Annotated in this window: 22 protein-coding genes; 10 read left to right on the top strand and 12 right to left on the bottom strand. The window is 73.1% G+C overall.

Going from position 1 to position 23328, the window contains the following annotated elements; all coding sequences use genetic code 11:
* Positions 1-45 precede the first annotated feature (45 nt).
* On the bottom strand, positions 46-1110 hold the full coding sequence (locus AW27_RS02595) for a PP2C family protein-serine/threonine phosphatase (RefSeq protein WP_052030227.1): 1065 nt from the start codon (positions 1108-1110) through the stop codon (positions 46-48).
* Positions 1111-1379: 269 nt separating this feature from the next.
* Here AW27_RS02595 and AW27_RS02590 point away from each other — a divergent pair, with 269 nt between their 5' ends.
* A complete protein-coding gene (locus AW27_RS02590; protein ID WP_037916876.1) occupies positions 1380-1877 on the top strand; it encodes a nitroreductase family deazaflavin-dependent oxidoreductase in 498 nt (165 codons plus the stop codon).
* A 116-nt stretch (positions 1878-1993) separates the two neighbouring features.
* Here the strand turns inward: AW27_RS02590 and AW27_RS02585 are convergent, their stop codons facing one another.
* The 3 genes from AW27_RS02585 to AW27_RS02575 all read right to left on the bottom strand — a co-directional run bounded on the left by AW27_RS02585 (position 1994) and on the right by AW27_RS02575 (position 4036).
* Positions 1994-3013 (bottom strand): 1-phosphofructokinase family hexose kinase, encoded by a 1020-nt coding sequence (locus tag AW27_RS02585; protein WP_078555903.1) that lies wholly within the window; start codon positions 3011-3013, stop codon positions 1994-1996.
* Between the two features lie 76 nt (positions 3014-3089).
* Positions 3090-3743, bottom strand: coding sequence for a CBS domain-containing protein (locus AW27_RS02580; RefSeq protein ID WP_037916879.1), 654 nt, complete (start codon positions 3741-3743; stop codon positions 3090-3092).
* Complete coding sequence (locus AW27_RS02575) at positions 3740-4036, bottom strand: hypothetical protein (protein ID WP_037916883.1); 297 nt, start codon at positions 4034-4036, stop codon at positions 3740-3742. Before AW27_RS02575 ends, AW27_RS02580 begins: the two co-directional genes overlap by 4 nt.
* A gap of 319 nt (positions 4037-4355) precedes the next feature.
* Here AW27_RS02575 and AW27_RS02570 point away from each other — a divergent pair, with 319 nt between their 5' ends.
* From AW27_RS02570 to AW27_RS02560, 3 genes are all read left to right on the top strand, one after another.
* Complete coding sequence (locus AW27_RS02570) at positions 4356-5114, top strand: HAD family hydrolase (protein WP_037916886.1); 759 nt, start codon at positions 4356-4358, stop codon at positions 5112-5114.
* Complete coding sequence (locus AW27_RS02565) at positions 5111-7561, top strand: glycoside hydrolase family 65 protein (RefSeq protein WP_052030107.1); 2451 nt, start codon at positions 5111-5113, stop codon at positions 7559-7561. The genes AW27_RS02570 and AW27_RS02565 overlap by 4 nt, the downstream gene beginning before the upstream one ends.
* Positions 7562-7635: 74 nt before the next feature.
* On the top strand, positions 7636-8085 hold the full coding sequence (locus AW27_RS02560) for a universal stress protein (RefSeq protein WP_037916889.1): 450 nt from the start codon (positions 7636-7638) through the stop codon (positions 8083-8085).
* Positions 8086-8167: 82 nt separating this feature from the next.
* On the opposite strand, the gene AW27_RS02555 is transcribed toward AW27_RS02560, so the two are convergent.
* The 3 genes from AW27_RS02555 to AW27_RS02545 form a co-directional block, all read right to left on the bottom strand.
* The gene (locus AW27_RS02555) at positions 8168-8683 is read right to left on the bottom strand and encodes a CBS domain-containing protein (protein ID WP_078556032.1); all 516 of its coding nucleotides are present in this window, start codon (positions 8681-8683) and stop codon (positions 8168-8170) included.
* A 75-nt stretch (positions 8684-8758) separates the two neighbouring features.
* Entirely contained in the window at positions 8759-9403 is a 645-nt protein-coding gene (locus AW27_RS02550) for a CBS domain-containing protein (RefSeq protein WP_037916892.1), read from the bottom strand.
* A 209-nt stretch (positions 9404-9612) separates the two neighbouring features.
* Positions 9613-10032, bottom strand: coding sequence for an arsenate reductase ArsC (locus AW27_RS02545; protein ID WP_037916895.1), 420 nt, complete (start codon positions 10030-10032; stop codon positions 9613-9615).
* 232 nt (positions 10033-10264) lie between these two features.
* On the opposite strand from AW27_RS02545, the gene AW27_RS02540 reads away from it, so the two are divergent.
* Entirely contained in the window at positions 10265-10579 is a 315-nt protein-coding gene (locus tag AW27_RS02540; RefSeq protein WP_037916898.1) for an ArsR/SmtB family transcription factor, read from the top strand.
* Between the two features lie 39 nt (positions 10580-10618).
* On the top strand, positions 10619-11395 hold the full coding sequence (locus AW27_RS02535; RefSeq protein WP_037916901.1) for an aquaporin: 777 nt from the start codon (positions 10619-10621) through the stop codon (positions 11393-11395).
* Between the two features lie 102 nt (positions 11396-11497).
* Here the strand turns inward: AW27_RS02535 and AW27_RS02530 are convergent, their stop codons facing one another.
* The gene (locus AW27_RS02530) at positions 11498-11866 is read right to left on the bottom strand and encodes an ArsR/SmtB family transcription factor (RefSeq protein ID WP_037916904.1); all 369 of its coding nucleotides are present in this window, start codon (positions 11864-11866) and stop codon (positions 11498-11500) included.
* A 271-nt stretch (positions 11867-12137) separates the two neighbouring features.
* Here AW27_RS02530 and AW27_RS02525 point away from each other — a divergent pair, with 271 nt between their 5' ends.
* Positions 12138-13502: an NAD(P)-binding domain-containing protein gene (locus AW27_RS02525; protein WP_037916907.1), complete on the top strand. Its 1365-nt coding sequence runs from the start codon at positions 12138-12140 to the stop codon at positions 13500-13502.
* Positions 13503-13730: 228 nt separating this feature from the next.
* Positions 13731-15641: a copper resistance CopC/CopD family protein gene (locus AW27_RS02520; RefSeq protein ID WP_078555905.1), complete on the top strand. Its 1911-nt coding sequence runs from the start codon at positions 13731-13733 to the stop codon at positions 15639-15641.
* A 76-nt stretch (positions 15642-15717) separates the two neighbouring features.
* On the opposite strand, the gene AW27_RS02515 is transcribed toward AW27_RS02520, so the two are convergent.
* Positions 15718-16722, bottom strand: coding sequence for a helix-turn-helix transcriptional regulator (locus tag AW27_RS02515; protein WP_037916910.1), 1005 nt, complete (start codon positions 16720-16722; stop codon positions 15718-15720).
* A 135-nt stretch (positions 16723-16857) separates the two neighbouring features.
* Between AW27_RS02515 and AW27_RS02510 the strand changes: the two genes are divergently transcribed.
* Together AW27_RS02510 and tsaD are read left to right on the top strand one after the other, a co-directional pair.
* Positions 16858-17598 carry an NIPSNAP family protein gene (locus AW27_RS02510; RefSeq protein ID WP_037916912.1) on the top strand — a complete coding sequence of 247 codons (741 nt, stop codon included), beginning with the start codon at positions 16858-16860 and terminating at the stop codon, positions 17596-17598.
* Between the two features lie 199 nt (positions 17599-17797).
* Positions 17798-18868: a tRNA (adenosine(37)-N6)-threonylcarbamoyltransferase complex transferase subunit TsaD gene (tsaD, locus tag AW27_RS02505; RefSeq protein WP_037916915.1), complete on the top strand. Its 1071-nt coding sequence runs from the start codon at positions 17798-17800 to the stop codon at positions 18866-18868.
* Positions 18869-18936: 68 nt separating this feature from the next.
* Here the strand turns inward: tsaD and AW27_RS02500 are convergent, their stop codons facing one another.
* From AW27_RS02500 to AW27_RS02490, 3 genes are all read right to left on the bottom strand, one after another.
* The gene (locus AW27_RS02500; protein WP_037916918.1) at positions 18937-19899 is read right to left on the bottom strand and encodes a 5'-nucleotidase; all 963 of its coding nucleotides are present in this window, start codon (positions 19897-19899) and stop codon (positions 18937-18939) included.
* Between the two features lie 100 nt (positions 19900-19999).
* Positions 20000-22045, bottom strand: coding sequence for a DNA helicase RecQ (recQ, locus tag AW27_RS02495; RefSeq protein ID WP_037916921.1), 2046 nt, complete (start codon positions 22043-22045; stop codon positions 20000-20002).
* Positions 22046-22221: 176 nt separating this feature from the next.
* On the bottom strand, positions 22222-22929 hold the full coding sequence (locus AW27_RS02490; RefSeq protein ID WP_483316531.1) for an RlpA-like double-psi beta-barrel domain-containing protein: 708 nt from the start codon (positions 22927-22929) through the stop codon (positions 22222-22224).
* Positions 22930-23328 lie beyond the last annotated feature (399 nt).

Raw genomic sequence — 23328 nt, 5'->3', positions numbered from 1 at the left:
CGTGCGCACCCGGGGCGGCCGGCAGCGCCGCACCGGCCCTTACGGTCAGGCCGGCGCCGGTGCCTCGTCCGACCGGCCCACCGGTCCGACGCCCGCGTCCTGCCGGCACCGCAGCAACAGCATGGCCGCGTCGTCGTGCAGGGGCCCGCCGGCGTAGGCCACGACATCCTCGCGCAGCGCGTCGAGAGCCTGCTGGGGATCCGGGTCCGACAGCAGCCCGCTCCGCTCCCCCAGGGGGTAGAAGACGCCATCGGTGTCGCGGGCCTCCGAGACGCCGTCCGTGTAGAGGAGCAGTTGGTCTCCAGGGCCGAAGTCGATGCTGTAGGGCTGGGGGCCGTCCGCGGCACTCCAGGCCAGGCCGAGCGGCGGAGCGGGCTGAGGGGGTTCGGGGAAGGCCGGGGGGCGGGACGGGCGCAGGAGCATGGCCGGCGCGTGACCGTAGTTGAGGAAGACGACCCCGCCGGCTTCCGTTATCTCCGCGAGCAGCGCCGTGACGAACTTCTCCCCGTAACCGTCGCTTCCCAGGGTGCGCAGAACCGCCCGGTCCACCCGGGCGCCGACACCGGTCAGGTGCGGCTCGTCGTGCGCGGCTTCGCGGAACGCGCCGAGCACGGTCGCCGCCGTCTCGACCGCCTCCAGCCCCTTGCCCTGGACGTCTCCGATGATCACACGGACGCCACCCCCGGGCACCGGAACGACCTCGTACAGATCCCCGCCGATCCGGGCCTCCGCGACGGCGGAGGTGTAGGAGACCGCGGCGCGCAGGTGCCCGGCGCTGCGCGGCACCGGCCGCAGCAGTACCCGCTGAGCCGCCTCCGCAATGGTGCGGACGCTTGCGAGCTCGCGCTCCTGACGTCCGCGGACCAGGGCCGCGGCGATGCCGGCGACGGTCACCCCGGCGACCGCGGTCAGGGCGGTGTAGCCGCGGCGGTTCTGGAAGAGGCCGTCGTAGAGACCCAGAGCGCAGCACAGGGCCATCGCCGCCGCGCCGATGGCGGCCGTACGGCGCCAACTGCCCGCGAGGCCGGCGAAGGCCGGCCCGAGCGAGACCAGGGGCAGCAGTCCCACTCCCGGTCCCGCGGTGACGTCCGCCACCGCGACGATGGCCATCACCGCATAGGGGATCGCGAGCAGCGCGCGCTTGCCGGGGACGCTCCCGGAGCGATGGAGATCCACGTCGTACTCCCGGGTCCTCGTCGGCGTGCGGACAGCAGCGCCCATTCCTGTCCATCGACACGGAAGCGGCTGTTGATCGGAGGGCCCGCCGCGTGTCACGTTTAGACTATGCAAAAGTTTATCCAGCAAATCACCCCGCGATGCGACTGTTACGTACTTGTCGGCAGCGGCGGCGCCATGACGCGGGAGCCGGGGGCGGCACGGTGAGCCCACGACAGCGCCCGCAAGCGCCCACGGGCTGGCGCAGAGCAGTCGCCCGGCTGCCGATCGGTCTGTACCGCATCGGCCTCGGCGCGCTCCTCGGCAGGCGGATGCTTCTCCTCCGGCACATCGGGCGCGTGTCCGGGCAGCCCCGCGAGGTCTGTCTGGAGGTGGTGGCTCACGATCCGGCCCGGGGGAGCTGGACCGTCGCCTCGGGATTCGGGGCCCAGGCCCAGTGGTACCGGAACCTGCGGCACGTTCCGAAGGTGACCATCCAGGTCGGTCGGACGGTCTATCCGGTCAGCGCGCACTTCCTCACGGCGGACGAAGGCGGCGAGGTCATGGCCGACTACTCCGTACGGCACCCGCGCGCCGCACGGGTCCTGTGCCGCTGGCTCGCCCTGGGCGAGCCCACGCACGACCCGGAGTCGTTCCGGGCAGCGGGCCGGCAGATTCCGTTCGTCCGCCTGGACGAGGTGCCTCCGCGCCGCTGGGGCTGACGGCGCCGCCGGCGGGACGCACGTGGTCCGGGCGAAGGACCTGCCCGCCGTCCTCCACCGGTCCCGGGACGGGCGAAGGCGGAGTCCGTGCCGGGGCGGGGTACGGTGGGGGCCCCTCAGGCACCGACGGTCCTCACCTGCGAGCGGAGCGCCAGCGCCACGTCCACGTCGAAGGGTTCGGTGCTGGGGGTGAGCATCGCTGCGGCGGCCGTGGCCACGCCCAGGGCGCAGGCGCTGACGGGGTCCGCTCCGGCGACCAGCTCCGTGGTGAGAGCGGCGACCATGCTGTCTCCCGCCCCCGCATCGCTCAGGGGTTCGCCGGGCAGCGGCGGTGTGTGGAGCTCGGTGTGGCCGAGGTGGGTCGAGCACAGGGCGCCCAGCTCTCCGAGCGTGGTGACGGCGATCTCGGCGGCCCCCGTTTCGAGCAGGTGCTCGTTGAGGGCTCGGGCGTCGTCGAAGCCGTTGACGGCCCGGCCGGTGAGCCCGGCGGCCTCCGTCCGGTTGCACCTGAACAGGAACACGCCCTCCGTGAGCGCTGCCCGAAGAGCAGGACCGGAGGTGTCCAGCACCAGTCGCGACCCGGCTTCCCTGACCTGGCGCGCGACGGCCGCGTAGTAGTCGTCGGACAGGCCGCCGGGCAGGCTTCCACTGGCCACGACGTACGGGCTGCTGGCGGCGGCCTGTGCCAGCACCTCCAGGCCCCGCTGTCCCTCCCGTGCGTGCAGTCGTGGGCCGGGAGGCACGACGTGGTAGCTGCGACGCGACGCGGCATCGAAGAGTACGAGTGCTTCGCGGGTGTCGTCCTCGACGTCGACGCACACGTGGTCGATGCCCTCTTCCTCCAGCAGCCGGTTGAGGCGCAGGCCGACCTCGCCTCCCGCGGTGTGGACGGCGGTGGCCCGTCCTCCGAAGCGGACGACGTGACGTGCGACGTTGATCCCTCCGCCGCCGACGGCCACGGACCTGACCCGCGCGCGGTTCTTTCCGATCTCCTCCAGGTGGTCGACCTCCCAGCAGAGATCGACCGCGGGATTCATCGTCAAGGTGACGACGGGCGGCCCTGCGGCGTCCCCGCGGGCTTCGCCCTGCTGCACGCTCCCGGCACCCGGTCGCGCCACGTCCCCTGCGGCGGTCATCGCGTACCTCCTCTCCGCCCCCTGTCGCCGAAGCCCCGACGCCTGGCACCCGCCCGGCCGGACGGGAGGACCGAGCTCACGCCGCGCCGCGCGCCTCCAGCCGGCAGCGGACGTCGACGACGCCCTCGACGGACCGGGCGAGTCGTTCGGCCATGGGAATCAGGTGCGGGTCGCGCACGCTGCCGGTCAGGGTGGCGGTCCCCCGCGCGACGGTGACCGTGACCCTGTCGTGGGAGACCGGGAAGAGGCGCTCGATGACGCTGCGGCGGATCTCCTCGGTGAGCTCTTCGTCCGTGCGGAGGAAGACCTTGAGGAGGTCGGCGCGGCTGACGATGCCCCTGAGGGTGCCGTCCGCGTCGACCACCGGGAGGCGCTTGATGCGGCGGTCGGCCATCAGGCGAGCGGCCCGGGGCAGGACGGCGTCGGGTCGGATCGTGACGGCGGGGCTGGTCATGAGGTCCTCGGCGTGGGTGGATCCGGCCTTGGCGTCGTGACCGAGGCGCCGCATCCGGTCGATCATGCCCGGGCCGTGCTCGTGGAACTGCTCCTTGGGCAGGAGATCGGCCTCGGAGACCACTCCGACGACACGGCCCTCGCCCTCGACGACGGGGAGCGCGGTCACCTTCCACCGCTTCATCGCGGCGGCGATGTCCTTGAATCCGGTGTCGGGCGTGACGGCGACGACCTGGGTGGTCATCACGTCGGCGACGGTGTACGGGGTGGAGGTCATGGTGTGGTCCTCGGGTGCGTGGGCGAGCGGGGTTCCGCTGCCGGCGGGTGTGCGCCGTCGAGGGGCACGCTCACGCCGGGCGCCCGGCGCCGGGCGGGGCCGGGCCGCGGGGCGCCGGGCGGGATCGGGCCGCGGAAGCCGTGACGGACGGGGCCCGGCAGGTTCCGGTTGCGGCGGCGCGGGTCCGCGCCACCCTGGAAGAGCCCGCAGCCGACGACGGTGACCGTCCCGAGGCTGCCGGGGACGTCCGGCAGGGCCGGGCGGCCGACGGAAGGCGGGGTCGACCCGGACATGGGCCCTCCTTTCGGGGACGGTGTCCGATCCCACCGTCGCAAGTCACCGGGCCCGCGGGCCAGACCCGACCGGTCCCCTCGGCAGGGGCCGACCGGCCCAAGCGCGGAGGAGCCGCGGATGCGCAGCCCGACGTCTACCGCACCCCCGTAGCAGTCAGGGGCGCCCACCATGAGAGGACCGCCATGCAAGGACTCGTCTTCCGCGGCCCCCGACAGACCCGCCGGCAGAAGCTCCCGGACCCGGTGGCCAGGCCCCCCACGGACGCGTCACGGTCCCGCGGACGGTCCGGCCCGCCGGCCGTCGCGTGACGCGCGCGTCATGAACGGTCCGGAAGCGGTCGTCTTCGACACCGACGGAGTGCTTCTCGGCACCGAAGCCCGTCACGCGGCCGCCTGGAAGGAGGCCTTCGACGGCTGCCTCGCCGCATGGCAGTCGGGGCGCGAGGGGAGGCCACCACGACCCTTCGACGCACTGCGCGACTACCGGGAGCTGGTGGACGGCAGGGCCCGCCTCGACGGGGTACGCGCCTTCCTCGCCTCCCGCCGGATCGCGCTTCCCGCCGGGACCCCGCAGGATCCACCGGGTTGCGGAACCGTCCACGCCGTGGCGGCCCGCAAGGAGCAGATCTTCTCCGAGGCTCTCCGGACCGAAGACGTCAGGGCCTTCGCCGACGTCCCGCCCACCCTCCGGCAGCTGCGCGAGAGGTCGCTGCGGTGCGCGGCCGTCTCGGCGTCCCGGCACGCCCGCGCCCTCCTGGAAGCCGCGCACCTCGGCAGCTCGTTCGATGCACTGGTGGACGGTGAGGACGCCGCCGCGCTGGACCTGCCCGGAAAGCCCGCCCCCGCTCTCTTCCTGGAAGCCGCCGCCCGCCTCGGTACCGCCCCGGCGAGGGCGGCCGTGGTGGAGGACGCACTCGTCGGCGTGGAAGCCGCGCGCCGCGGAGGATTCCGGCTGGTCGTGGGACTCGACCGGGAGGACGATCCGCACCTGCGCGAGGCCCTCCTGGCACACGGCGCCCACCTCGTCCTGCGCGGTCTGACCGAACTGCCCGCCGTCCTCCAGGGCGGTCGCCCGTGAACACCGCCTGGCGGTGGGAGTACCGCAGCTACGACCCGAAGGCCGAGCGGCTGGTCGAGTCCCTGTGCACCCTCGGCAACGGACGCTTCGCCACGAGGGGTTCATCCCCGGAGACCGTCGCCGACGCCGTCCACTACCCGGCCACGTACCTCGCCGGCTGCTACGACCGGCTCACTTCCACGGTCGCCGGACGGAAGATCTCCAACGAGGACGTGGTCCGCCTGCCGGACTGGACCGCCCTGCGCTACCGCTGCCTGCCCGAAGGTGCGGCCCCGGGAGACTGGCTCACCCCCGACCACCCCACCCTGCGCCACTGTTCCGTCTCGCTCGACATGCGATCGGGAACGCTCACCCGCCGCATGCTGTTCCACGACGCCGAGGGCCGCCGCCTGGGTGTCACCCACACCCGTCTCGTCCACGCCGGCGACCCGCGTCTCGCGGCGCAGCGCACCGTCCTCACCGCGTACGGCTGGCGCGGCAGGGTCGAGATCGAGGCCGTGCTGGACGGAGACATCGCGAACACGGGCGTCGACCGCTACCGCGACCTGGCCGGACAGCACCTCGTCGACCACCGGGCCGGGGTGGGGGCGGACGACGTCGCGTGGTTGTCCTGCGCCACCGCTGACTCGCACCTGAGGGTCGGGCTCGCCGTACGCCTGCGGGCCCGGACCCCGGCCGGTGTGCGCAGTGCCTGCACGGCCACCGGCGTCCGGCAGACGTTCGTCCTGCCGATCAGGCGCGCGGAGCACGTCGTGGTCGTGAAGACCGCAGCACTCTTCACCTCCCTCGACCGCCCCTGGGGCGATCCGCTGAGCAGCAGTATCGAGCACGTGGTCCACGCTCGGGACTTCGCCGCCCTGCTGGCCGCCCACCGGGCCTCGTGGCAACTGCTCTGGAACCAGGGCGAAGTGGAAGCCCCGGGCGAGACGGGACGGATCCTGCGCCTGCACGCCTTCCACGTCCTGCAGACCCTTTCCCCGCACACCGCGGAGATCGACGCCGGCGTTCCGGCCCGGGGCCTCCACGGGGAGGCGTACCGCGGACATGTCTTCTGGGACGAGCTCTTCGTCCTGCCCTATCTCTCCCTGCATTTTCCCGAGACCGCACGGGCCCTGCTGATGTACCGGCACCGGCGTCTCCCCGCAGCCCGGGAATCCGCCCGCCGGGCCGGTGCGCGGGGAGCGATGTTCCCCTGGCAGAGCGGTAGTTCCGGAGCGGAGGAGACCCAGCGGCTGCACCTCAACCCGCACTCCGGCCGCTGGCTGCCCGACCACTCCCACCTTCAGCACCACGTGGGCTCCGCCGTCGCCTGGAACGTGTGGCACTACGGACGGGCCACCGGCGACGCCGGATTCATGCACGGACCCGGAGCCGAACTCCTCCTGGACGTGGCCCACTTCTGGGGTGCCGTCGCGACGTGGGACGCCGGCTTCGGCCGGTACCGCATCCGCGGCGCCGTCGGCCCGGACGAGTACCACGACGCCTACCCGGACGCCCCCGCCCCCGGCATCGACGACAACGCGTACACCAATGTCGCAGCGGCATGGGTGCTCGCCCGCGCCCTCGACCTGTACGAAGAGCTGCCGAACGCCAGACGCGCGGAGCTCCGTGCGCACCTGGGCATCGGCGTCGACGACCTGCACCACTGGGAGGAGGTGTCGCACCGCTTGTACGTGCCGTTCCACGCTGACGTGATCAGCCAGTTCCACGGCTACGGCGACCTCGCCGAGCTGGACTGGGACGCCTACCGTGCCCGTTACCACGACATCCGCCGGCTGGACCGGATCCTGGAGGCCGAAGGGGACACGCCCAACCGCTACCAGGCGTCCAAACAGGCCGACACCCTCATGCTCGGCTACCTCTTCCGGCCCTGGGAGCTCGCCCGTCTCTTCGCCCGGCTCGGCTACCGCCTGGACGACGAGCTCTGGCGGCGGACGGTGGCGTACTACCTGCGGCGCACCTGCCACGGCTCGACGCTCAGCAGCCTCGTCCACGGTTGGGTGCTCGCCCGGCAGCAGGGCGGGAGCGCGTGGCGCTACTGCCAGGAGGCCCTGCGCAGTGACATCGCCGATGTCCAGGGCGGCACCACCGGAGAGGGGATCCACCTCGGTGCCATGGGCGGCACGCTCGACCTCGTCGAGCGCGGCATCGTCGGACTCGATCCCGGAACCGACGGCCTGCACGTCGATCCGGTGCCCCTCTCCGAAGTGCCGGCCTCCACCTTCCCGGTCTGCTACCTCGGGCACCGGAACATCCGCATCACCTTCCGACCCGGCCGGATCGGGATCCGGGTTCCGCCGTCCCGGCTGGGGCCCGTGCCCCTCGTCCTGCCCGGAGACAGGCGGGCGAGCGTCGCCGCCGGGGAAGAGAGGTGGTTCCGGCTGCCGGACGACCGTGCCGGGGGCGGGCCGCACCCGGCGGCCCGAACCGGTGACAGGTGCCGGTGACCGGCCGCTTCGCGTGGCGGGGCATGCCGGTCTCGCACACTGTGGAGGTACAGCCGTCGAAAGGATGAGTCGGGATGGACAGCCAGCTTGAGGCTCCGCGCGTCGTAGTGGGTGTCGACGGATCGCCTTCGTCCCAGGCCGCGCTGCGCTGGGCGGTCCGGTACGCAGGCCTGGTGGGCGGGAGAGTGGACGCGGTCACCGCCTGGGACCTGCCCGGTGCCGGCTCGTGGTCCGCCCCCGCGGTGGACGCAGACTTCGACGAGGAGGAGGCCGAACGGCGTCTGGTCGAGGAGGTCCGGACGGTCCTCGGCGAGGGCGGCGCCACCCAGGTGCACGAGCGCCTGGTGCGCGGCAACCCCGCCGAGGTTCTGGTGGACCAGGCAGAAGGCGCCGACATGCTGGTCGTGGGCAGCCGAGGCCACGGCGGATTCCGGCGGGCCCTGCTCGGCTCGGTCAGCCAGCAGGTGGCACAGCACGCTCCCTGCCCGGTCACCATCGTCCGGCCGGAGGTGCCCGCCGAGTAGCCGCGCGGGCGGCGAGGCCGGCCGCCGCCGTCACCGCCGCCGATGCCGTCGGGGCCGCGGCCGACGGCGGTGCACCGCATGCTCAGGACGCACGGGCACGGGAAGCCGGCGGATCCTCTTCGCCCGTCCGCTCCTCTTCGCCCGTCCGCCCGCGCGGGCCGATCTCGTCCTGGGGGCCGGGGGGTTCCTCGAGGACGCTCCAGGCGACCGGGCCGAGCAGGTCGGCGACCCTGCGGAAGACGTCCATCAGCAGGTCGTCCACGGTCAGCATGCCCACGACCCGATGCCCGTCCAGGACGGGCAGGCGCCGGACGCCACGGGTGCGGAGCGCCCGGTACGCCGCGTGGATGTCCTGGGCGGCGTCGACGGTGACGGCCGGGGTGGTCATGACCGCGCCCACCGGGGCGTCGCGGTCGAGCCCTCCGGCCACGGCGCGCACGGCGATGTCACGGTCGGTGACGATGCCGCGCAGCGCGCCTCCCTCCGTCACGACCAGGCAGCCGACGCCGTGGAGGTCCATGCGACGGGCCGCCTCCCCGATCGTCGTCGCGACCTCGACGGACACGGCGGGCGCCGACATGCATGCGGACACCTTCATCATCCGGCTCCTTCCCCTGGATCCCATGCGGTCGACGGCGGGCCGGAGCGCCGGCGAGGGCGGTGTCCGCGCCGGTCAGGCGACGGCCGAGACCGCACCGTCGACTTCCATGCGGACGTCGACGACGCCCTCGACCGCGCGGACGGCGTGGGCCAGCAGGGGAATCAGGGCGCGGTCGTGGAGCGGTCCCCGGAGTGTGACGACACCCTCCAGCACGGAGAAGCGCAGGGGTACACCCGGCGCGAGCTCGTCCAATACGGCCCGGCGGATCTCCTCCTCCAGTTCCTCGTCCGGTCGCAGGAACACCTTCAGCAGGTCGCTGCGGCTGACGACACCCTCCAGCATGCCCACGTCGTTCACCACGGGCAGGCGCTTGACGTGCTTGCGGGCCATGATGCGCGCCGCTTCGGCGGTGGTGGCGCCCGGGTGCACGGTGACCGCCGGGCTCGACATCAGGTCCTCGGCGAGGACGGCGCCGGCTTTGGCGGCTTCGTCGAGCTGGTCCGGCAGGAGGGGTTCCGCACGGCGGAACTCCTCCTTGGGCAGCAGGTCGGCCTCCGAGACGACTCCGACGACCCGGCCCTCCCCCTCCAGGACGGGGACCGCACTCACCTTCCATTCGTGCATCAGCTCGACGATCTCCTTGTAGGACGCCTCCCGGCCGATGGCCACGGCGGTGTGCGTCATGACGTCGCTGACGGTGTAGCGCGATGCAGGCATGACCAGCTCCTTCACAGCGTTCGGTCGCGGGTGCCGCCGCTCGCCCCGTGGGGCGTGGAGGCCGGATGGGACCCTGTCCCCATCTCAGCACCCGAGCGCATGCCTGAGCAGGGCCCTGTGGCCCACGACGGGGGTCCGAGTGGCCCCGAGCCGGCTCCGTCTCGCGCGCTGGAGGGTGCCCCGGAGCCGGTGGCCGCGGGCGGGGCGCCTCAGGCCTTCGACGTGGCGTCGATCTCGCTGATCAGACCCTCGATGAGGCCCTTGATCGCGTCCCGGATGGGGCGTACGGCCTCGACTCCCTGTCCGGCGGGGTCCTCGAGCTGCCAGTCGAGGTAGGTCTTGCCGGGAAAGTACGGGCAGGCGTCCCCGCAGCCCATGGTGATGATGTAGTCGGAGGCCTGGGCGGCCTCGGGGGTGAGGACCTTCGGCTTCTGGTCGGAGATGTCGATGCCCAGCTCGGCCATGGCGGCGACGGCGGAGGGGTTGATCTGCTCGCCGGGCATGGAGCCGGCCGAGCGGACCTCGACGCGGTCGCCCGCGAGGTGGCGCAGGAACCCGGCCGCCATCTGGGAGCGGCCGGCGTTGTGGATGCACACGAACAGGACGGAGGCGGCAGGAGCGGAGGGCATCTGTTCTTCCTTCGGGTGAGGCGACCGCGGTGGGGAGCCGTCGGGCTGCGGAACTGCGGAGCTGTGGGGTCTCGGCGCGCGGGCCGGTCGAGCCCCTCGGCGATCCGGGTGTCGACGGCGTCGGCGGCCCCGGCCCAGGTGTCGGCCGGGCCGGGCGCGTGAGCCCGTTCAAGGGGCCGGCAGGGTCAGTTCAGGCTGGTGTCAGCCTCGGCTGATGTGACAGTATCAGCCCATGATGACGTCAGTCGACACTGATCTGATCCGGGTTCTGGCCGACCCGCTCAGGCTCCGGATCGTGACCCTGCTCGCACGTGAGACGCTCTGCACCACCCACCTGGTGGAGGAGACGGGCGCCAAGCAGACCAACCTCTCCAACCACATGAGGGTGCTGCGGGAAGCAGGGGTCGTCGAGACGGAGCCGTGCGGGCGGTACATCTACTACCGCCTGCGCCCGGAAGTCATCGAAGCCCTCGCCGGCCGGTTCGCCGACCTCGCCCGGACCGCGCGAGCGACCGCAGAGGCGAACGTCAAGCGGTCCTGCCCGTAGCTTTCGCGCCCCGCCTCAATTGCCCGAGGAGACACCGTCTTGACCGCGACCCAGCCCGTCGGCACCTCGATACCTGCCGACCCGCCCCGGCCCGCCCCCGGAGCGACCCCGCCCCGCACCCCGCTGATCTCCCGCGCGGCCGCCGAGCTGGTCGGCACCGCGGCCCTCGTCGCGGTCGTCGTCGGCTCGGGCATCCAGGCCGCGCGACTCACCCAGGACGTGGGCCTGCAGCTGCTGGCCAACTCCACCGCGACGGTGTTCGGGCTCGGCGTCCTGATCGCACTCCTCGGCCCGGTCTCCGGAGCCCACTTCAATCCCGCCGTGACGCTGGCCGAGTGGTGGACCGCCCGTCGTGGCGGCGCCGGCGTCAACGCCCGCGAGCTGGCCGTCTACCTGCCCTCGCAGGTCGCGGGGGCCATCGCGGGCGCGATCCTCGCGGACGCGATGTTCGGGGAACCGCTGGTCAAATGGTCCACCCAGGACCGCTCCGCCGGGAACCTCCTGCTCGGTGAGGTCGTCGCCACGGCCGGTCTGATCCTGCTGATCTTCGGTCTGGCGCGCACGGACCGGCTGCGCTTCGCTCCCGTCGCGGTCGCCTCGTACATCGGCGCCGCCTACTGGTTCACCTCCTCCACCTCCTTCGCCAATCCGGCCGTCACCATCGGGCGTGCCTTCACCGACACGTTCGCGGGCATCGCCCCGGCCTCGGTGCCCGGCTTCGTCGCCGTGCAGCTCGTCGGCGCCGTGGTGGGCCTGGCTCTGGTGGCGGTCATCTTCCTGCGCGGCACGGGGGACGGCGCGGCGCCCCCGGAGTGACGCGGGGTACGGGAGTGGCGGTGATCGGCGGCTGCTCGGCCCGCTCGGCCCGCTCGGCCCGCTCGGCCCGCTCGGGCGGCGGCCGCCCGAGCCGCGCCGTTGTCATGCCGTCTTCGCGGCGCCTGTCAGCAGTGCGCCCATGGCGGCGAGCACCGACGGCTCGACCCGGTAGTACACCCACGTCCCCCTGCGCTCGGAGGACAGTAGGCCGGCCTCCTTCAGCTTCTTCAGGTGATGGGAGACGGTGGGTTGGGAGACGCCGACGTCGGAGATGTCGCAGACGCACGCCTCGCCGCCCTCGTGGGAGGCGACGGCGGAGAACAGGCGCAGGCGCACGGGGTCGCCGAGGGCCTTGAACATCCTCGCCGCGACCTCGGCCTCCCCGGCCGACATCGGGCGCTCGGTCAGGGGCGGGCAGCAGGCTGCGACGACGTCGGGCTCCAGTAGCGGCAGAACCTTCGCATTCGACATACATCTATGTTGACACACATCGAACCAAGGGTGGAGGGGGTCGGCTCGGCCTGTGGATTCGATAAATGTCTATGTTGACGTCTGTCGATGCAGGTGCCATGCTGACCGCACAAGCCATTGACGAACGTCGAAACAACCGGGAGTCGTCATGAACGATCCGGTCACTCCTGCTCCCGACCGGTTCGCGCCCTGCTGTCGCACCGGCTGCTGCTGACCGCCCGCGACTCACGCCCATCCGTCCGTCCGCCTGCGCGAAGACCGGAGATCTGCCATGAGCGAGACCACCACCGAGCTGCCCGTCGTCGTCATCGGAGCCGGCCCCGCCGGACTCGCGGCCGCCGCCCACCTCCTGGGTCGCGACATCACCCCCCTCGTCCTGGAGGCCGGCCCCGTCGCCGGGGCCGCGGTGCGCGAGTGGGCCCACGTGCGGCTGTTCTCCCGCTGGGGCGAGGTCGTCGACCCGGCCGCGGAGAAGCTCCTCGCCCCGACCGGCTGGACCAAGCCCGCCGAGGACTCCTACCCCTCCGGCGGTGACTGGGCCGAGCGCTACCTCCAACCGCTCGCCGACGTGCTCGGCGAGCGGGTCCGCTACGGCGCCCGCGTCACGGGTGTCTCCCGCACCGGCCGCGACCGCATCGTCGACGCCGACCGTGAAGCCCAGCCCTTCGTCGTCCACTACGAGAACGCCGACGGCCACGAAGACCGCCTCCTCGCCCGCGCGGTCATCGACGCCTCCGGCACCTGGTCCACCCCGAGTCCCGCCGGCGGCAGCGGACTGGCCGCCCTCGGCGAGAAGGCCGCCGCCGACCGCATCACCTACCGCGTCCCGGACCTGAAGGACCCCGCCGCCCGTGCCCGTTACGCCGGGAAGCGCACCGCGGTCATCGGCTCCGGCGCCTCCGCCTTCACCGCCCTCGCCTCCCTGGCCGCCCTCGCCGAGGCCGACGACGGCCGGGGCACGCACGCGACGTGGATCCTGCGCCGGGGTATCTCCGGCTCCACGTTCGGCGGTGGCGAGGCCGACCAACTGCCCGCCCGCGGCGCCCTCGGGCTGGCGGCGAAGGCCGCGGTCGACGGCGGCCACGCCGACGCGGTCACCGGCTTCCGCACCGACGCCTTCGAGCGAGACGGGGACGGCCGCCTGGTTCTCGTCGGGGAGGACGGCCGCCGTTTGGAACCGGTGGACGAAGTCATCGTCCTCACGGGCTTCCGCCCCGACCTCGACTTCCTGGACGAGCTCCGTCTCGGTCTCGACGAGCGCCTCCAGGCCCCGGTCGAGCTCGCGCCGCTGATCGACCCGAACCAGCACTCCTGCGGCACCGTCTACCCCCACGGTGTGGGCGAGCTCTCCCACCCGGAGAAGGACGTCTACCTGGTCGGCATGAAGTCCTACGGTCGCGCCCCCACCTTCCTCGCCCTCACCGGCTACGAGCAGGTCCGCTCCATCGCCGCGCACCTCGCGGGGGATCGCGAGGCGGCGGAGCGCGTCGAGCTCACCCTCCCGGAGACCGGGGTCTGCGGCGGCGCGGGTCTCTTCGACGAGCCCGCAGCAACGGAAGAGGCCGGCGGTGGATGCTGCGGAACCCCGGCCACCCTGAGCGTCGGCGCGGCGCCTGCCGCCTCCGGCGGTTGCTGAGGCCGGCGACAGCACGGCTGCGTGGCCGCTACCGGGGCGGCCACGCAGGGGAGGGGCCATACAAGGGGGAGCGGCCCGGCGCGCGCCGTCCGCGCTGTCTTTAGCCGAAGTTGCTAGATCCGTCCGGCCCCTTCGGCAGCGGCACTATCGTCCACAACTCCCCCCACCGAACGGACTCCCGCCGGTGGTGCCACCACCCGCGACTGTCGCTCCGGAGGCCGTGCCTTCATGCCCAGTGGATCATCTTCCGCAAGGAGGCCGTCGACCGTCCTGGCGCTGCTCGCCGCCCTGTGCGCGCTGCTCCTCGGCGGGGCCGGACCGGCCTGCGCGCATGCCGGGCTGAGCGGATCCGACCCCGGCGACGGCGCCGTCCTCACCGTGGACCCCCGGTACGTCACGCTCACCTTCACGGAGTCGGTGGGCTTCGTCGAAGACTCGCTGCGGGTGCTGTCGCCGCGGAACGAGCGGGTGAACCCCCGCCCGGCGCAGCATGTGGACCGCAAGGAGAACACCGCCCGGGTGGAGCTGTCCGACGACCTGCCCCGGGGCACCTACACGGTGGCCTGGAGGGTCGTCTCCGCCGACGGCCACCCGATCTCCGGCGCGTTCACCTTCTCTCTCGGAGAGCCGTCCGAGACGTCGGCGGTGCTGGTGGCGGGATCGCCTGACGGCACGGCGGTCGGCCGCCTGTACGGCATCTTCCGCTACGTCGCCTACAGCGGTATGGCCCTCCTCGTCGGAACTGCCGCGGTCGTCCTCGTGTGCAGGCCCGCGGCGGGCGCGGCCCGTCCGGTGCGCAGGCTGCTGGTGATCGGGTGGACGGCTCTGGCGGCGTCCACGGTGGCCCTGGTGCTGCTGCGCGGCCCGTACGAGACGGCCGACGCGGTGACGTCGGTGTTCGACCCCGCCCAGCTGACCCGCACCGTCTCCGGGAGGCCCGGCGGCGCGCTCGTCGCACGGCTCGCGCTCCTGGTCCTCGCCGCGGTGCTGCTGAAGCGGTCGGCCTCGCGGCTCGGCCTCCTCGACGACGCGCCACCGGCCCGCGGTCCCTCCGCCCGGCTCCGCCTGGCCTGTGTGCTCCTGGCTGTGGCCCTCGCCTTCACCTGGGCCTCGGCGGAACACGCATCCACCGGCCTCCAGGTGGCGTTGGCCATGCCGGTCGCCGTCGTACACCTCCTGGCCATGGGGGTGTGGCTGGGCGGTCTGTTCACGCTGCTGCTCCTCCTGCGCAGCCGGGCACCCGGCGGTCCGGCCATCCCGGCGGCCGGGATCGGCCGCTTCTCCCGGCTCGCTCGCACTGCTGTCGCCGTCCTGGTGGGCACCGGGGCGTACCAGTCCTGGCGGCAAGTCGGGTCCTGGGAGGCGCTGACCACCACCTCGTACGGCAAGACCCTGGTCGTGAAGACGGTTGTCGTGGTCCTGACGCTGTGGGTCGCCTCCTTCTCCCGCCGCTGGACCGCCCGCCTGGTCCGCGAGGCGGCGACCGGGCGGACGCCGACCCCGGCCCTTCCCGAGCGGGTTCCCGCCGCTCACACGGTCGGCGCAACCTCGTCTCCGGCGGGTACGGGGCCCGGACCCGCGTCCGCCGCGCCGGAGCGGGACCGGCGGGGCGACGAACCGGAACCGCCCGCACAGGAGGCCGGAACCGAGCGGCGCGGCCTGCGCCGCACGGTCGCGGTCGAGGCCGCACTCGGTGTCCTGATCCTGGCGATCACCACGCTGCTCACGGGTACCCAGCCCGGCCGAGCCGCCGAAGGGGGGAGCCCGGCGGCCTCCGCGGAGGAGCCGCGGGTGAAGGTGGTCACGGTCCCCTTCGACATGGGAAAGCCGCATCACCGCGGCACGGTGCAGATCACACTGACCCCTGGTCAGGTCGGCGAGAACACGGTCGAAGCCGTCGTCTTCACCGCCGACGGCGGTCTCGCCGCAGTCCCGGAACTCCGCCTCACCCTCACCCAGGACGACCTCGGGATCGGCCCCCTGGACGCCCGGCTCAAGAACCAGAAGGGGTACTGGGCTGCTTATGACCTGCAGATCCCCATGCCCGGTGAGTGGATCCTGAACATCACGGTGCGCACCACCGACATCGACCAGGTGACCGTGCGCGAGAGCGTCCGCGTCACGCCGGTGCCGAGGTGATGCCCCGGCCGATACGTTCCGGGGGAGCGGCGCCGACCGCTCCCCGGTCGCAGCGCGGCCGGCCGTGCCGAGGAGGTCAGGCCGGGCCGGTGAGGCCGTACGTCCGGGCGAGCGATCCCACGGTGTCGGTCATGGCCCGGCGCAGTTCGGCCGGTGCGACGACCTCCACGTCCGCGCCGAGTCGGAGCAGTTCGCCGCACGCGTGCGCGGTGCTCTCCGTCGGTACGACCGCTTCCACCCATCCCTCCCCGCCGACGGCGGTCGCGGTGGCGTCCACCGCCCGCACCACCTCCGGTGCGACGTTGTCGGGCAGGCGCAGGCGTCCCCGCGGGGACAGCCGGATCGTGGCCGTCCCCGTGTAGCGGCGCGCCCGGAAGTCCGCGAGGTAGGAGGCCCAGTAGGCGCCCAGCTCGAACTCCCGCGGCCGGTCGAAGCGTTCGTCGCCCAGTGTCGCGTCGAGGACCTGGGCGACCCGGTAGGTCGCCGTCGTCGGGGACGGCGCCGCTGCGTCCTCCGTGGCGGCCACGACGTACCAGACGCCGGACTTGAGGACCAGGCCGTAGGGGTGCAGACGGCGGGAGACCTCCTGCGGTGCGCGCCAGCGCCGGTAGCGCACCTGCATGACCCGCCGGGTGAGCGTCGCGTCGACGAACAGCGGCAGGTACGGGGTCCGCTCGGGCTCCCGGTACCAGCCCGGGGCGTCCACATGGAACACCGCCGCCGTCCGCGCCGCCTCCTCCCGCGGCCCCGCAGGCAGCGCGGCCAGCAGCTTCAGCCGCGCCGCCGACACCTCCTCCGCGAGCCCCAGATCGGCGGCCGCGTCCGGCAGCCCGGCGAAGAGCAACGCCCGCGCCTCACCCTCGCTGATACCGGTCAGGCGGGTGCGATAGCCGTCGAGCAACCGGTAGCCGCCCGCGCGCCCGGGCTCCGCGTACACCGGTATCCCGGCGCCCTGCAGCCGTTCCACGTCACGGTAGGCCGTCCGCACGGACACGCCCAACTCCTCGGCGATCGCCCGTGCGGACAAGCGGCCGCGCGATTGCAGCAACAGCAGGACCGACAGGAGGCGACCGGCAGACATGGGCTCATTCTCCCCGGAAACCCTGACAGCACCTGGCACGCCCGAGGTCTACCGTCGGCCGGACACCGGGCAAGGCGACGCCGCCCACCGGACCGCACCGCCACCGCCACCGACCGAGCAGAAGGAGAGTTCGCCGTGCCGCCCATCGACCCGGCCCGCCACCTCGCCGTGATCGAGCTCCGCCAGTACACGCTGCGTCCCGGCCGCCGCGACGGCCTCATCGATCTCTTCGACCGGGAGCTGGTCGAATCGCAGGAGGAGCAGGGGATGGTCGTCCTCGGCCAATTCCGCGACCTCGACGACCCGGACCGCTTCGTCTGGCTGCGCGGCTTCCCCGACATGGCGGCACGGCACGACGCGCTCACGTCCTTCTACGGCGGCCCCGTCTGGGCGCGGCACCGTACCGAGGCCAATGCCGCCATGACCGACTCCGACGACGTCCTCCTCCTGCGCCCCCTGACGGAGGGCAGCGGCTTTCATGCCGCCCCAGCCGAGCGGCCGCGCCCCGGGACCCCGGCGCCCGAGCGCCTGGTGTCCGCGACGGTGTGGTCCTTCCCGCCCGGACGGAGCTTCGGGGCCGGGCTGATCAGAGAGGGCCTCCTCCCGCTGCTCCGCGGCACCGGAGCGGCGCCGCTCGCCGCGTACGCCACCGAGACGGCACCCAACACCTTTTCCCGGCTGCCGGTCCGCACCGGGGAGAACGCGGTCGTGGTCCTCAGCTCCCACCCCGGTGAGGACGCTCATCGGCGGCACCTGGCCGCCCTGCGCGCACATCGCGTCGCACGGGAGGAAGTGCTGCCGGCGCTGGAGCGGGAACAGGCGTCCGCTCCTCGGACCCTGCGCCTCGCACCCACCGGCCGTTCGCTCATCTCCTGAGGCCGCCGGCGTCTGCCGACAGCCCGGCGACCGACGGCTGGGCGGCGTGGCCGCCGATGACCGGGGGCGGCAGGGCGGGCGGACACCGTGGACGACAGGGCCGCGCACCGGTCCGGACGTGCGGCAGGAGGGGCGGCGCCCCTGCACCCTTGTTGCACATATATTGCAGATACTGAACGATCGCATAAGGAGTGGGGCCATGGCCGGACCGGTGGTACTGGGGATCGAGTCGTCGTGCGACGAGACCGGGGCGGGCATCGTGCAGGACGGCAGACTGCTGGCCCACGTGGTGGCGTCGAGCATGGACGAGCACGCCCGCTTCGGCGGCGTGGTGCCGGAGATCGCCGCCCGTGCCCACCTGCACTCCTTCAACCCGGTGGTCCGGGAAGCTCTCGACCGGGCCGGGCTGCGGATCGGCGGGATCGACGCCGTCGCGGTCACCACCGGCCCCGGGCTGTCCGGGGCACTCCAGGTCGGGCTGGCCGGGGCGAAGGCCGTGGCCTACGCGGCCGGGGTGCCGCTGTACGGAGTCCACCACCTGGCCGGGCACGTCGCCGCCGACACCCTGGAGCACGGCCCGCTGCCCGAGCCGTGCGTAGTGCTGATCGTCTCCGGCGGCCACACCTCGCTGCTGCTCGTACGGGACCTCGTGCGCGAGCCGATCCTCCACCTCGGCGACACCCTCGACGACGCGGCCGGGGAGTGCTTCGACAAGGTCGCCAGGATCCTGGGCCTGCCGTATCCGGGCGGCCCCGCCATCGACCGGGCCGCCCGGGACGGTGATCCGCAGGCCGTGGCGTTCCCGCGCCCGCTGACCCGGCCCTCCGACGACCCGTACGCGTTCTCCTTCTCCGGTCTCAAGACGGCCGCCGCCCGCTGGGTCGAGCAGCACACCCGGAGCGGCGAGGCGGTACCCGTCGCCGACGGCGCGGCCGCCCTCCAGGAGGCCGTGGCCGACGTGCTCACCCGCAAGGCGCTCGCGGCCTGCCGCGCGTACGGCGTCAGGACGCTGATCGTGGTCGGGGGCGTGGCGGCGAACTCGCGCGTCCGCGCCCTCGCGGAGAAGCGGTGCGCCTCGGCGGGGATCGAGCTGCGGGTCCCGCCCATGACGCTGTGCACCGACAACGGCGCGATGATCGCCGCCGTCGGCGCCCTTCTGGTCCGCTCCGGTGCCGAGCCGGCGCCCCTCGACGTGTCGATCGACCCGTCCGCGCCCCTGAAGTACGCCGCCCTCACCCCGCGCGCCCGGCCGGCGGTACGGGCCGCCTGACGCCCCCGGCGTCCGGCAGGCCTCGCCACGCGCCTACGGCCGGTGCCGGGACGGCCCGGGAGCGCTCCTCACCCGGGGGCGGACGGGGGTGCGGGGGCCGGTGCGGCGGTGTTCACGACGCCGAACGGCACGTGCACACTGGGGGTGGCCGGTGCCGTGCCGTTCAGGTGGGCGACCTGGTCGTCGAAGAAGATGTGCGGATCGAGGGTGCTCATCACGGCGGCCTTGTCGATACCGCCCAGGAAGAACGCGTCGTTGACCCGCAGCCCCCACCTCTTCAGGCTCAGCACGGCACGCTCGTGCGCGGGGGCGTCCCGGGCGGTGACCAGGGACACCCGGAGCCGCAGCCGGTAGGCGGGGTCCTCGCGCCGCCTGTCCTCCTCGCGGCGCTGGATGCGGTTGATGCCCGCGAGGAACTCGCTCAAGGGGCCCGGATCGTGCGGGGTGGCCGCGTTGAGCACCTCGTGCGCACGGAAGCCGTCGATGCCGGCGTTCTGGAAGATGCGCTCGGAGGAATCGCTCGCCAGCACACCGTCGAAGTCGAAGGCGATGCGGAGTTCGCGGTCGCTCTCGTCGTCGACCCGCGCCGTCTGCAGCACGTGCCCGGCGGGCAGCCCCTCCGCCACCGCCTGCCGGACGTCGGCCCCGTCGGCCGACAGGAACAGGGACATGTTGAGGGCGCGCATGAACCGGTGTGCCGACCGGCCCTGCCGAAAGACGGCCCGGCTGATGGGCAGGCCGTGCGCGGCGATCGAACGCATGACGCGCAGCCCGCTGTCCGGGTCGTTGCGCGACAGGATGATGACCTCGACCAGCGGATCCGCGGGATCGGCGAGGTCGTTCAGCGACAACAGGCGCCGGACGAAGGGGAAGGCCACGCCCTTGGCCAGGACGTCGTCCACATGGGTCTCCTGGTGGGCCCGGTACGCGTCCTCGCCCTGCTCCCGGAACACCGCGTCGCAGTCGGACAGGTCGAACAGGGCGCTGGAGGCGATCCCGATCACCAGCCGCTCGGACAGGTCGTACCTCATGGCGCCCCCTGCTGGCACGTGTGCGACACCGGAATGATGATCGCCTGTTCCTCCTTGTCGATCCCTGGCAACCCCCGACACCGTCGACACCGACGTGCGGCTACCGCCCGTCCTCGTCCCACGGCGGCGGATCCATCTCGTCCAGGTCGAAGGGGGGTTCGTCGTCCTCCGGTGCGGCGGACCGGGCCGCCGCCGAGGACGCCGAGGACGCCGAGGACGCCGGGTGCGCCGGACCTGGGCGAGTCGGAGCGCCGGACTCGGACGGGCGTGCGGAGGCGGGGCCGGGCGCACCGGCGTCACACGACGCCAGAGTGTCCAGGACGCCCTCGGCGTACTTGGCGAGTTTGGCCTCGCCGACGCCGCCGACGGTGCCCAGCTCCTCCACCGTGCCGGGCAGCAGCGTCGCGATCTCCCGCAGCGTCGCGTCGTGGAAGACGACGTACGCCGGGACGCCCTGCTCCTTCGCCGTCTCCGCCCGCCAGGTGCGCAGGGCCAGGAAGACCGGCTCGGCCGCGGCCGGCAGGTCGACCGGCACACGGGCGCCCTTCCCCGTACGCGACCCCGACGCCTTGCGGGAGGGCGCGGCGGGGGCCTTCTCCTTCCGCATCGGGACGCTGCGGCGCCCCCCGAGCACCTCCGCGCTGTCCTCCGTCAGCACCAGCGTGCCGTAGTCGCCCTCCACTGCCAGCAGCCGCTGGGCCAGCAGCTGGCGCACGACGCCCCGCCACTCCGCGGCGCCCAGGTCCGCCCCCACACCGAACACCGAGAGGGCGTCGTGGTCGAACTGGATGACCTTGGCAGTCTTCTTGCCCTGCAGGATGTCGATGATCTGGCCGGCGCCGAACTTCTGCCGCCGCTCCTTCGCCAGCCGCCACACGGTGGACAGCAGCTTCTGCGCGGCGACGGTCCCGTCCCAGGACTCGGCCGGCGCCAGACAGGTGTCGCAGTTCCCGCAGGGCGTCCCCGCCTGACCGAAGTACGCCAGCAGCCTGACGCGGCGGCACTCGACCGTCTCGCACAGCGCCAGCATGGCGTCCAGGTGCATGCCCAGGGAGCGGCGGTGCGCCTCGTCACCCTCGGAACCGTCGATGAGCTTGCGCTGCTGGACCACGTCCTGAAGGCCGTAGGCCAGCCATGCGGTGGCGGGTTCGCCGTCGCGGCCCGCACGGCCCGTCTCCTGGTAGTAGCCCTCGACCGACTTCGGGAGGTCGAGGTGGGCCACGAAACGGACGTCCGGCTTGTCGATGCCCATGCCGAAGGCGATGGTGGCCACCACCACGACCCCCTCCTCCCTCAGGAACCGCGCCTGGTTCGCCGCGCGGGCCCGGGCGTCCATACCGGCGTGGTACGGCACGGCGTCGATGCCCTGCTCCACCAGGGAGGCCGCGGTCTTCTCCACGGACGCCCGGGAGAGGCAGTAGACGACCCCGGCGTCCCCGGCGTGCTCGGTCCGGATCAGCTCCAGCAGCTGCTTGAGCGGGTTGTTCTTGCCGACGACGCGGTACTGGATGTTCGGCCGGTCGAAGCTGGCGACGAAGTGCCGGGCGTCCTCCATGCCCAGCCGCGCCACGATCTCGGCGTGGGTGGCCTCCGTGGCCGTCGCGGTCAGCGCGATCCGCGGCACCTTCGGCCAGCGCTCGTGCAGCATGGACAGCGCGAGGTAGTCGGGCCGGAAGTCGTGGCCCCACTGGGAGACGCAGTGCGCCTCGTCGATGGCGAAGACCGACACCCTGCCCCGGTCGAGCAGCCGCTGGGCGCTCTCGGTGCGCAGCCGCTCGGGGGCGAGGTACAGCAGGTCCAGCTCGTCGGCGAGGAAGGCCTGCTCGACGGCCTGCCGCTCGTACGGATCCTGCGTCGAGTTGAGGAAGCCGGCCCGTACACCGAGCGCGTTCAGCGCGTTCACCTGGTCCTGCATCAGCGCGATCAGCGGCGAGATCACAACGCCGGTGCCCTCTCTGACCAGCGCCGGGATCTGGTAGCAGAGCGACTTGCCGCCGCCCGTCGGCATCAGCACGAGCGCGTCGCCACCGTCGATCACCTGCTCGATGATCTCCTGCTGTTCGCCGCGGAAGGAGCTGTATCCGAACACGCGGTGCAGTACCTGCAGAGCGGCGGAGGCGTCGGGGGATGTGTCCGGAAGGGCCATCCACGAAGCCTAACGGCACCCGCCGACACGCCGGGCCGGTACGGAGGCCGGTGCGGCGTCGGGCCGTGGTACTGCGGGCCCTTTCGGTAGGGCAGGGGGCGGTGCTCTGGCGGGACGCGGCGGGCGCCGTGTCCCGCCAGAGCACCGACCGGCCCCGAACGGGGCCTTGCGGAAGGTCAGCCGACGCGTTCGATGCGGGCGCGTCGGATGAGGTTCTTGCCGGGTTCGCGGACCTGGTCGAAGGCGGCGTTGTTGAGCAGGACGCAGCTGCCGGAGGGGCCGTTGATGGTGACGGTCGTGGCCTGGCCGTTGTCGAGGTTGGTGACCTTGAGTTTGGTGCCGGTGGGGAAGGTGCCGCTGGTGGCCGCCGGGGGACCGGCCTCGCCCGACAGGGTCACCGTCGAGCCCGGGCAGACCACGTCACCGGCGGCAGGCGCGCCTGCCTGCGCACCCGCCGGAGCGGTCGCCGCGGCGGCGGGCCCGGCCGGACCGGCTTCCGTGGCGGGAGCGTTGCCGCCTCCGACGCGTTCGATGCGGGCGCGTCGGATGAGGTTCTTGCCGGGTTCGCGGACCTGGTCGAAGGCGGCGTTGTTGAGCAGGACGCAGCTGCCGGAGGGGCCGTTGACGGTGACGGTCGTGGCCTGGCCGTTGTCGAGGTTGGTGACCTTGAGTTTGGTGCCGGTGGGGAAGGTGCCGCTGGTGGCCGCCGGGGGACCGGCCTCGCCCGACAGGGTCACCGTCGAGCCCTGGCACACGGCATCGGGAACGGACGCGTTGCCCGTCGCCATCGTGACGATCGCCCCGCCTGCCACCAGGGCACCCGTGGTGACGGAAAGCACGAGCTTCTTCGTAGGACTCATAGTCCGCTTCCGGGACATGGACACTCCTCGATCCGATGATCACTGGCTCCCCGTGTCCTGCATACGCCCCCGGTCGCGGGCGGGTCCGGTTCTTGTCGCCGTCTTACAAAACCGGCGGGGACAGGCTTCCCTGCTGCTGCGAACGGCGCGCCGGGACGCCCCCGGGCTTCCGGGTCGCGCACGAAGCCGCAGGTGGGAGCCCTGCCGCTCGGGGTGGCCGACGTGTACGGAGCCCGTGCCGGCCGTCCGGGACGCCGCGCGGCGGACCGCGCTCGGCAGATCCTTAAGACTGCGTTGACCCCGCCTTAACCCTTCGGCGGGCGCGGCCGCAGGGGGCTGCTCGGCACACGGGGCGCCCGGGGCCGGGGGCAGTTCGTCGTCACCGCCCACGAGACGGGGCGCGTCGCCCCGGCTCGCCGGCGG

This window comes from Streptomyces sp. PCS3-D2, from assembly GCF_000612545.2.
Lineage (GTDB): Bacteria > Actinomycetota > Actinomycetes > Streptomycetales > Streptomycetaceae > Streptomyces.
Note: the sequence above shows the minus strand (reverse complement) of the source record. Positions and strands in the feature narration are given on the sequence as shown.

Coding starts and splice junctions, on each gene's coding strand:
- AW27_RS02595 (WP_052030227.1), bottom strand. CDS start 1,110: ATGGCCATCGTCGCGGTGGCGGACGTCACCGCGGGACCGGGAGTGGGA.
- AW27_RS02585 (WP_078555903.1), bottom strand. CDS start 3,013: ATGACCGCCGCAGGGGACGTGGCGCGACCGGGTGCCGGGAGCGTGCAG.
- AW27_RS02580 (WP_037916879.1), bottom strand. CDS start 3,743: ATGACCTCCACCCCGTACACCGTCGCCGACGTGATGACCACCCAGGTC.
- AW27_RS02575 (WP_037916883.1), bottom strand. CDS start 4,036: ATGTCCGGGTCGACCCCGCCTTCCGTCGGCCGCCCGGCCCTGCCGGAC.
- AW27_RS02570 (WP_037916886.1), top strand. CDS start 4,356: ATGAACGGTCCGGAAGCGGTCGTCTTCGACACCGACGGAGTGCTTCTC.
- AW27_RS02560 (WP_037916889.1), top strand. CDS start 7,636: ATGGACAGCCAGCTTGAGGCTCCGCGCGTCGTAGTGGGTGTCGACGGA.
- AW27_RS02555 (WP_078556032.1), bottom strand. CDS start 8,683: ATGAAGGTGTCCGCATGCATGTCGGCGCCCGCCGTGTCCGTCGAGGTC.
- AW27_RS02550 (WP_037916892.1), bottom strand. CDS start 9,403: ATGCCTGCATCGCGCTACACCGTCAGCGACGTCATGACGCACACCGCC.
- AW27_RS02545 (WP_037916895.1), bottom strand. CDS start 10,032: ATGCCCTCCGCTCCTGCCGCCTCCGTCCTGTTCGTGTGCATCCACAAC.
- AW27_RS02540 (WP_037916898.1), top strand. CDS start 10,265: ATGATGACGTCAGTCGACACTGATCTGATCCGGGTTCTGGCCGACCCG.
- AW27_RS02530 (WP_037916904.1), bottom strand. CDS start 11,866: ATGTCGAATGCGAAGGTTCTGCCGCTACTGGAGCCCGACGTCGTCGCA.
- AW27_RS02525 (WP_037916907.1), top strand. CDS start 12,138: ATGAGCGAGACCACCACCGAGCTGCCCGTCGTCGTCATCGGAGCCGGC.
- AW27_RS02520 (WP_078555905.1), top strand. CDS start 13,731: ATGCCCAGTGGATCATCTTCCGCAAGGAGGCCGTCGACCGTCCTGGCG.
- AW27_RS02515 (WP_037916910.1), bottom strand. CDS start 16,722: ATGTCTGCCGGTCGCCTCCTGTCGGTCCTGCTGTTGCTGCAATCGCGC.
- tsaD (WP_037916915.1), top strand. CDS start 17,798: ATGGCCGGACCGGTGGTACTGGGGATCGAGTCGTCGTGCGACGAGACC.
- AW27_RS02500 (WP_037916918.1), bottom strand. CDS start 19,899: ATGAGGTACGACCTGTCCGAGCGGCTGGTGATCGGGATCGCCTCCAGC.
- recQ (WP_037916921.1), bottom strand. CDS start 22,045: ATGGCCCTTCCGGACACATCCCCCGACGCCTCCGCCGCTCTGCAGGTA.